Raw genomic sequence first — 7,353 nt, 5'->3', positions numbered from 1 at the left:
GCGAAAGGGGTCCAGGCTCAGCCTGGCGCGGGGGAGTCCAGAGGGGGGCGCGCAGCCCCCCTCTGGCCGCCGGAGGCATCATCCGCCTCCTTCGGCCTCCGTCTAGCTCATGACGCTTTTCAGGCGGTCCTTGAGCTTCTGGAGCTTGTCGCGCTTCTCGTCCATGACGGCGAGCTTGTCGCGTTCCTTGGCCACGACGTCGGCCGGGGCGTTGGCGAGGAAGCCTTCGTTGTTGAGCTTCTTCTGGACCACGGCGTAGTCCTTTTCGATCTTGCCGAGCTCCTTGTCGAGGCGGGCCAGCTCGTCGCCGAAGTTGACGGCGCCTTCGAGGGGCACGCGGATCTCGACGCCCGGGGCCACGGCGGCGGCCGAGGCCTTGGGTGCGGTCGCGTCCGGGCCGATTAAGAGTTCGCCGATGCGCGCCAGGCGCTTGATCTGGGCGGCGCCCTCCTCGAGCACGGCCTTGGCCGTGCCGTTCGTGGTGCGCAGGACGGCGGCGAGTTCGAGGGACGGGGCGATGTTCAGTTCGCCGCGGATGTTGCGCAGGCCCACGATGACCTCCTGCAGGAGCTTCATGGAGGCCTCGGCCTCGGGCGAGGCGCAGGCGGGCCGGGCGGCCGGGTAGGGCGCCGTGGCGATGTCGCTCTGCTCCTTGCCGGGCAGGTAGGTCCAGATCTCCTGGGTGACGAAGGGCATGATGGGGTGCAGGAGGACGAGGGTCTCGGAGAGCACGGTGAGGAGCACGCGGCGGGCGGGCTCGCGCGCGGCGTCGTCCTGCATGTCCAGCTTCAGCATCTCCAGGTACCAGTCGCAGAACTCCTGCCAGACGAAGGCATAGAGGCCCTGGGCCGCGTCGTTGAAGCGGTACTCGGCCAGCGACTTGGCGACGTCGACCTTGAGGCCTTCGAGGCGCGAGAGGATCCAGCGGTGGTGCAGGCCCTTCGCGGCCTCGGGCGAGGCCTCGGCGGGCTCGCCGTCCAGGTTCATGAGGGCGAAGCGGGCGGCGTTCCAGAGCTTGTTGACGAAGTGGCGGTAGCCCTCGATGCGCGCCTCGGAGAGGCGGATGTCGCGGCCCATGGCGGCGAAGGCGGCCAGGGTGAAGCGCAGGGCGTCGCAGCCGTACTTGTCGATCATCTCGATGGGGTCGATGACGTTGCCCGTGGACTTGGACATCTTCTTGCCCTCCTCGTCGCGGACGAGGGCGTGGATGTACACGTCGCGGAAGGGGACGTCGTCCATGAAGTGCAGGCCCATCATCATCATCCGGGCGACCCAGAAGAAGAGGATGTCGAAGGCGGTGACGAGCAGGGAGGTCGGGTAGAAGGCCGCGAGCTCCGGGGTCTTGTCCGGCCAGCCCATGGTGGAGAAGGGCCACAGCGCGGAGGAGAACCAGGTGTCCAGCACGTCCTCGTCGCGGCGAAGCTCCGCGCCGCACTCGCAGTGCGTGGGGTCCTCGCGCGAGCAGATGGTGCGGCCGCAGGCGTCGCAGTACCAGACCGGGATGCGGTGGCCCCACCAGAGCTGGCGCGAGATGCACCAGTCGCGGATGTTGTCCAGCCAGTTGAAGTAGGTCTTCTCCCAGGTCACGGGATGAATCTTCGTGCGGCCGGACTCCACGGCCTCGCGGGCCTTGGCGGCGAGGGGCTTGACCGAGACGAACCACTGCTTGGAGACGTGCGGCTCGATGGTCGTGGCGCAGCGGTAGCACTGGCTGATCTTGTGCTCGTACTCCTCGGCCTTGAGGAGGAAGCCGCCGGCCGTGAGGTCCTCGACGATGCGCTCGCGGCAGGCCAGGACCGAGAGGCCCTGGTACTTCTCGCCCGCCTCGGCGGTCATGTTGCCCATGTCGTCGATGACCTTGATCACGGGCAGGTCGTGCTTCTTGCCCAGGTCCCAGTCGTTCATGTCGTGGGCCGGGGTGACCTTGAGGCAGCCGGTGCCGAACTCGCGCTCCACGTAGGAGTCGGCGATGACGGGCAGACGGCGGCCGACCAGGGGCAGGATGACCTCCTTGCCGATGAGCGCCTGGTAGCGCTCGTCGTCCGGGTGCACGGCCACGGCGGTGTCGCCGAGCATGGTCTCGGGCCGCACGGTGGCGATGACCACCTCGCCCGAGCCGTCGGCCAGGGGATAGCGGATATGGTAGAGCGTGCCCGTGTGCGGGCTGTATTCGACCTCGTCGTCGGCCAGGGCGGTGTGGCAGCGGGGGCACCAGTTGATGATGTACTCGCCGCGGTAGATGAGGCCCTGCTCGTAGAGGGAGACGAAGACCTCGCGCACGGCGCGCGACAGCCCCTCGTCCATGGTGAAGCGCTCGCGCGTCCAGTCCACGGAGCTGCCCAGGCGGCGCAGCTGGTTGGTGATGCGGCCGCCGTACTCCTCCTTCCACTTCCAGACCTCTTCGAGGAACTTCTCGCGGCCCAGGTCGTGGCGGGTCTTGCCCTCGGCCTTCAGCTTGCGCTCGACCACGTTCTGCGTGGCGATGCCCGCGTGGTCGGTGCCCGGCACCCAGAGGACCTTGCGGCCGAGCTGGCGCATGTGGCGGCAGACGATGTCCTGCACGGTCTGGTTCAGGGCGTGGCCCATGTGCAGGGCGCCGGTGACGTTGGGGGGCGGGATGACGATGGAGAAGGGCTCGCCCGGACCCTCGGGGTCGGGCGTGAAGGTCGTGTCCTCTTCCCAGTGCTTGCCCCAGCGGGCTTCGACGTCCTTGGGCTCGTAGCCCTTGGGTAGGCTGGTATCGGCCATGCGGTACGGAACTCCTTGAAAATGCGGTGGTCGCAAGAGGCCACGCTTGTACACCACGCGCAATCCGCCTGCAAGGAAGGGGCAGGCCGCTGAAAAGGGGCCGTCTGCGGCGTCGCCGCGAAACGGTCAAACCCTCGCGTATGTGGAATACGCTTCGGGCTTGACCGTTTCTTGCTCCTTGCATCCGGCCCCTTTTGAGCGGCCTGCCTGGTGCGGGAGTCATAACGTATGCGCAGGGCAGAGTTCGTCTTCTGCACGACCTTTCACGCCCAGGGGGCGTGTATTCGTTGTCTCGGCGTGCCGGGCGCGAAGCGGGTCCAGGCTCAGCCTGGCGCGGGGAAGGTCCAGGAAGGGGCCGTCTGCGGCGTTGCTGCGGAAAGTCCAAACCCTCGCGTATGTGGAATACGCTTCGGCTTGGACTTTCCTTGCGCCTTGCATCCGGCCCCTTTTGAGCGGCCTGCCTGGTGTGGGAGTCATAACGTATGCGCAGGGCAGAGTTCGTCTTCCGCACGACTTCTCACGCCCAGGGGGTGTGTGTTCATTGTCTGGCGTGCCCGGCGCGAAGCGGGTCCAGGCTCAGCCTGGCGCGGGGAAGGTCCAGGAAGGGGGCGCGCAGCCCCCTTCCTGGCGGGTGGGTGCAGGGAGGGCAGCGCCCTCCCTGCCCGCCGGAGGCATTGCCGCGCCGGGCTCGGGCCGCTACAAGGGGTGCATGGCCGAGATCATGGTTCTGTGGGACGACGCCCATCTGTGGGGCCTTTTGGTGCAGCGCGCCCTGGCCGGGTGGGGGCTCGCCCCCCGGCTGGTCACGGCGGCCGAGGTGGCGGGAGGCGTGCTTTCGCGCGATCGGGCGAAGCTTCTCGTGGTGCCCGGGGGCAATGCGCGGGCCAAGGCGCGGGCGCTCGGGCGCGAGGGCCGGGCCGCGGTGCGCGCCTTCGTGGAGCGGGGCGGCGGGTATCTCGGCTTTTGCGGCGGCGCGGGGCTCGGCCTGACGAGCGACGGGGAGGCCACGCTCGGGCTCTGTCCCTGGCGGCGCAAGCCCTTCACCGACCGCATGCAGCATCTGGTCTCGGGCTTCATGCGCGTCCTGCCCGGCGATCCCGACCCCTTCATCCCTGCTGCGGGACAGGGCGCGGAGCAGGGGAGGGACGTATCCGCCGAGCCGGAATTCCCGGTCTGGTGGCCGGGCCGCTTCGCGGCCGAGGACTGCGAGGGGGTCACGGTGCTGGCGCGCTACGGCGGGCCGGGCTCGGAGCTCTGGGTGGCGGACCTGCGGCTGGACAGCCTGCCGGTCTCGGTCTTCGACGACTGGGAGGCGGAGTACGGCTTCTCGCTCTGGCCGAGCTTCATGCAGGGCCAGCCGTGCCTGGTGCGCGGGACGGCCGGGCAGGGGAGCTACGTGCTCTCCTACGCCCATCTGGAGACGCCGGACGCGTCCGCGGCCAACGCCTGGCTGGCCCACATCCTGGGGCGGTTCCTGGGGCGTGGGCTCGGCGTGGGCAGGGTGCCCGCCTGGCGGCCGCAGGACGGGGCCGCGGCCTGGGACGACCCGCTCCTCGCCCGCGCGGCGCGCGTGCTCGAGGAGCTGGTGGCGCTCGGCCGGGAGCATTTCCTGCTTTTCGACCGGGCCTCCTGGCTCGTGGGCTGGCGGCGCGGTCTGCCCGGGCTGCAGCTGAACGCCCTGCGCACCCTTATCCTGACCTGCCGGGGCCGGGAGCCGGACGACGCGGCCAGGGCCTTCTGGACCCAGGCCGCGCCGGCCTTCACGCGCGACCTCGACCTCTACCAGCGCGCCGTGACCGGCTTCCTGCTGGCCGAGCGGCTGGACATGACCCTCTCCCACTCCCCTGGCGCGCCCGCGGTGACCGGGCTCAAGGAGCGGCGCGAATCCCTCTTCGGCCCGCCCCAGACCGGCGGGGGCCTGCACGCCCAGCTCCAGGCCCCGCTCGAGGAACTGGCCCGCCTGCTGCTGACCGCCTGAGGGGAGAGCGGTCCGGGCAGGGAGGGCTGTCGGCTCGAAGAGCCCGCCGATCCTGGATTTGACGCTCGCCCTGTATCTGCGTATGAGCCCTGCCAACGTCTGCTCGCAATCGTCTTCTCCATAATCCCGAGGGTTCCATGTCACGCCTTGCTCCAATACTTCGGAAGACGGCTCGTCTCTTGTGGAGCCAGGCGCTGCTGCGTCGCTTCGTCCTGCTGCTGGCCGTGATCGTCCTGCTCCTGCCCTGCTATGCCGGGCTCCTGTGGCTCGCGGCGCTGCCGTCCGGGGACGCCGTGATGCAGCATCTCGAGCAGGCGGACGCGCATGGGTATTTCGATGAGGAGTACCCGCGGCTGCTGCAGTTCCGGGGCATGGACATGTTCACCGAATGCATCGCCCTGGACATGTCGGCGCAGCTCAGGCCGACGTTCCAGGACATCCTCACCATGAAGTTCGGCGGAGCGTGCGAGCACCTCCGCGCCTCCCTGCAGAGCGGCGACTTCGGGGGCGTGCCCTACCCCCGCTACTGGCACGGCTACCAGGTCTTTCTCCGCCCCCTGATCGCGCTGATGTCGTATGCCGACGTCCGGCTGCTCACGGCGCTCACGACGGCGGTGCTCTTCATCGGACTCTACGCCGCGGCGCGCCTGCGCCTGGGCGAGGCCTACGCCGTGGCCCTCGTGGCCTCGTTCCTGACCGCCGGAACGATCAACGTTTTCACGCTGGTCTCCCACGCGGCGCTCTTCTGGATCATCCAGCTCGCGGCCATCGCGCTGCTGCTGCGCCGAAAGAGCGCTCCGCCGATCCTCGGCTTCGGCATCCTCGGCTCCCTGGACGCCTTCCTCTCGTTTCTGAACATGGGAAGCCTGAGCCTCAGCTTTCCGCTGCTCTGCCTCTGCCTCGCCCTGTGGCACGACGGCGAGGAAACGCCCCGGATACTGGCGGACGGGCTGCTCTGCTCGGTGGCCTGGAGCATCGGCCTGCTCTTCACCTGGGTGGCCAAATGGGGGCTCGCGTGGGCCTTCCTGCCGCCCCTCGATCTCTTCGGAGCCACGGTGGAGCACTACTTCCTGCATAGCTTCTCCGCCTTCGGCTCGGCCACGGCCCGGGACTTCGGCAAGACGATGTGGCTGCTCTGGGTCCCGGTCTACGCCTGGCTCGCCTGGCGCATGTACCGGCGGCGCCTCAGGGTGCCCAGGGGGCTTTTGGTCGTGCTTCTGCCCGCGATCATGCCCTTCGTCTGGATAATGATCCTGCCGGGACAGTCGGGAATCCATCACTCCTCGTTCGTCAGCATCATTCTCTGGACGCCGCTGGCCGCGCTGCTCTTCCTGCTGCTGGCGATGCCCGCGAAAACCGTGACGGTGCGTCGGCCCTCGGCCACGGCCGCCACCGCAACCTTCGATCCGGCCGAGGACGCCTGCCATGACTGATTCCGCCCCTGAACTCGAATTGACCATCCTCATGCCCTGCCTCAACGAGGCGGAGACCCTGGGCGCCTGCGTCGGCAAGGCCATGGCCTTTCTCGGGCAAAGCGGCATCTCGGGCGAAGTCCTGGTCGCGGACAACGGCAGCAGCGACGGTTCCCAGGAGATCGCGCAGGGGCTCGGGGCCAGGGTCGTGCACGCGCGGCTCAAGGGCTACGGCGCGGCCCTGCAAAAGGGTGTCCGGGAGGCCCGGGGCCGTTTCGTGATCATGGGCGACGCGGACGACAGCTACGATTTCTCGGACCTCGGCGCGTTCGTCGAGGCCCTGCGCGGCGGCGCGCAGATCGTCATGGGCAACCGCTTCAAGGGGGGGATAGCCCCGGGCGCCATGCCCTTCCTGCACCGCTACCTGGGCAATCCGGTCTTGAGCTTCATCGGCAGGCTGTTCTTCAAGACCACGTGCGGCGACTTCCACTGCGGCCTGCGGGGCTTCGACCGCGACGCGGTGCGGGCCCTCGATCTGCATACCCCGGGCATGGAGTACGCGAGCGAGATGGTCGTGCGCGCCTCGCTCGAAGGGCTGCGCATCGCCGAGGTGCCGACGAAGCTCTCTCCCGACGGCAGGAGCCGTCCGCCTCATCTGCGCACCTGGCGCGACGGCTGGCGGCACCTGTGCTTTCTGCTCATCCATGCCCCGCGCTGGCTCTTCGTCTACCCGGGCATGGCCCTGCTGGCCCTGGGATTCCTGGCCACGGCGGCCCTCGCGGGCGGCCCCGTGCACATGGGCGCCGTCACCTTCAGCAACAAGACCTTCCTGCTCGGCTGCCTCTGCCTCCTCGTCGGCCTGCAGAGCCTGACCTTCGGGCTGCTCGTGCGCCGCTACGCCACGCGCAGCGGGCTTCTGCCGCGCTCCCGCAGCCATGCCGCGCTGCTCGAGGGCATCACCCTGGAGCGCATGGCCCTCGCGGCCCTCGGGCTCTTCGTGCTCGGGGCGGGCTGCGGGATATGGTCCTTCGTGGCCTGGGGGCGCGTCGGCTTCGGGGACCTAGGCGATCCGGTCGTCGAGAGGACCATGATCGCCGCGGTGACCTTCATGGCAGGCGCCGTGCAGACCTTTCTCTCCGCCTTCGTGGGCGCCGTCATGGAGGTGGGAGAGGACACCAGGCGGCGGCAGAGCCGGGCCGGGGGCGAATAGCCCCG

Annotated in this window: 4 protein-coding genes; 3 read left to right on the top strand and 1 reads right to left on the bottom strand. The window is 69.1% G+C overall.

What is annotated here, in order from left to right:
- Window positions 1-102 precede the first annotated feature (102 nt).
- Window positions 103-2,748, bottom strand: coding sequence for a valine--tRNA ligase (locus DSX2_RS03850; protein WP_020879729.1), 2,646 nt, complete (start codon window positions 2,746-2,748; stop codon window positions 103-105).
- 709 nt (window positions 2,749-3,457) lie between these two features.
- Between DSX2_RS03850 and DSX2_RS03845 the strand changes: the two genes are divergently transcribed.
- The 3 genes from DSX2_RS03845 (at window position 3,458) to DSX2_RS03835 (ending at window position 7,348) form a co-directional block, all read left to right on the top strand.
- Window positions 3,458-4,726: a BPL-N domain-containing protein gene (locus DSX2_RS03845; RefSeq protein WP_020879728.1), complete on the top strand. Its 1,269-nt coding sequence runs from the start codon at window positions 3,458-3,460 to the stop codon at window positions 4,724-4,726.
- Window positions 4,727-4,863: 137 nt separating this feature from the next.
- Entirely contained in the window at window positions 4,864-6,159 is a 1,296-nt protein-coding gene (locus DSX2_RS03840; RefSeq protein ID WP_020879727.1) for a hypothetical protein, read from the top strand.
- Complete coding sequence (locus DSX2_RS03835; protein WP_020879726.1) at window positions 6,152-7,348, top strand: glycosyltransferase family 2 protein; 1,197 nt, start codon at window positions 6,152-6,154, stop codon at window positions 7,346-7,348. Before DSX2_RS03840 ends, DSX2_RS03835 begins: the two co-directional genes overlap by 8 nt.
- The last annotated feature ends 5 nt before the right edge of the window (window positions 7,349-7,353 follow it).

It is taken from the genome of Desulfovibrio sp. X2, from assembly GCF_000422205.1.
Lineage (GTDB): Bacteria > Desulfobacterota > Desulfovibrionia > Desulfovibrionales > Desulfovibrionaceae > Alkalidesulfovibrio.
The sequence above is the reverse complement of the archived record's forward strand: the minus strand, read 5'-3'. Positions and strand labels throughout refer to the sequence as shown.

Bases quoted from the DNA above. Each gene is read 5' to 3' on its own strand.
- DSX2_RS03840 (WP_020879727.1), top strand. From the start codon at position 4,864: ATGTCACGCCTTGCTCCAATACTTCGGAAGACGGCTCGTCTCTTGTGG.
- DSX2_RS03835 (WP_020879726.1), top strand. From the start codon at position 6,152: ATGACTGATTCCGCCCCTGAACTCGAATTGACCATCCTCATGCCCTGC.
- DSX2_RS03845 (WP_020879728.1), top strand. From the start codon at position 3,458: ATGGCCGAGATCATGGTTCTGTGGGACGACGCCCATCTGTGGGGCCTT.
- DSX2_RS03850 (WP_020879729.1), bottom strand. From the start codon at position 2,748: ATGGCCGATACCAGCCTACCCAAGGGCTACGAGCCCAAGGACGTCGAA.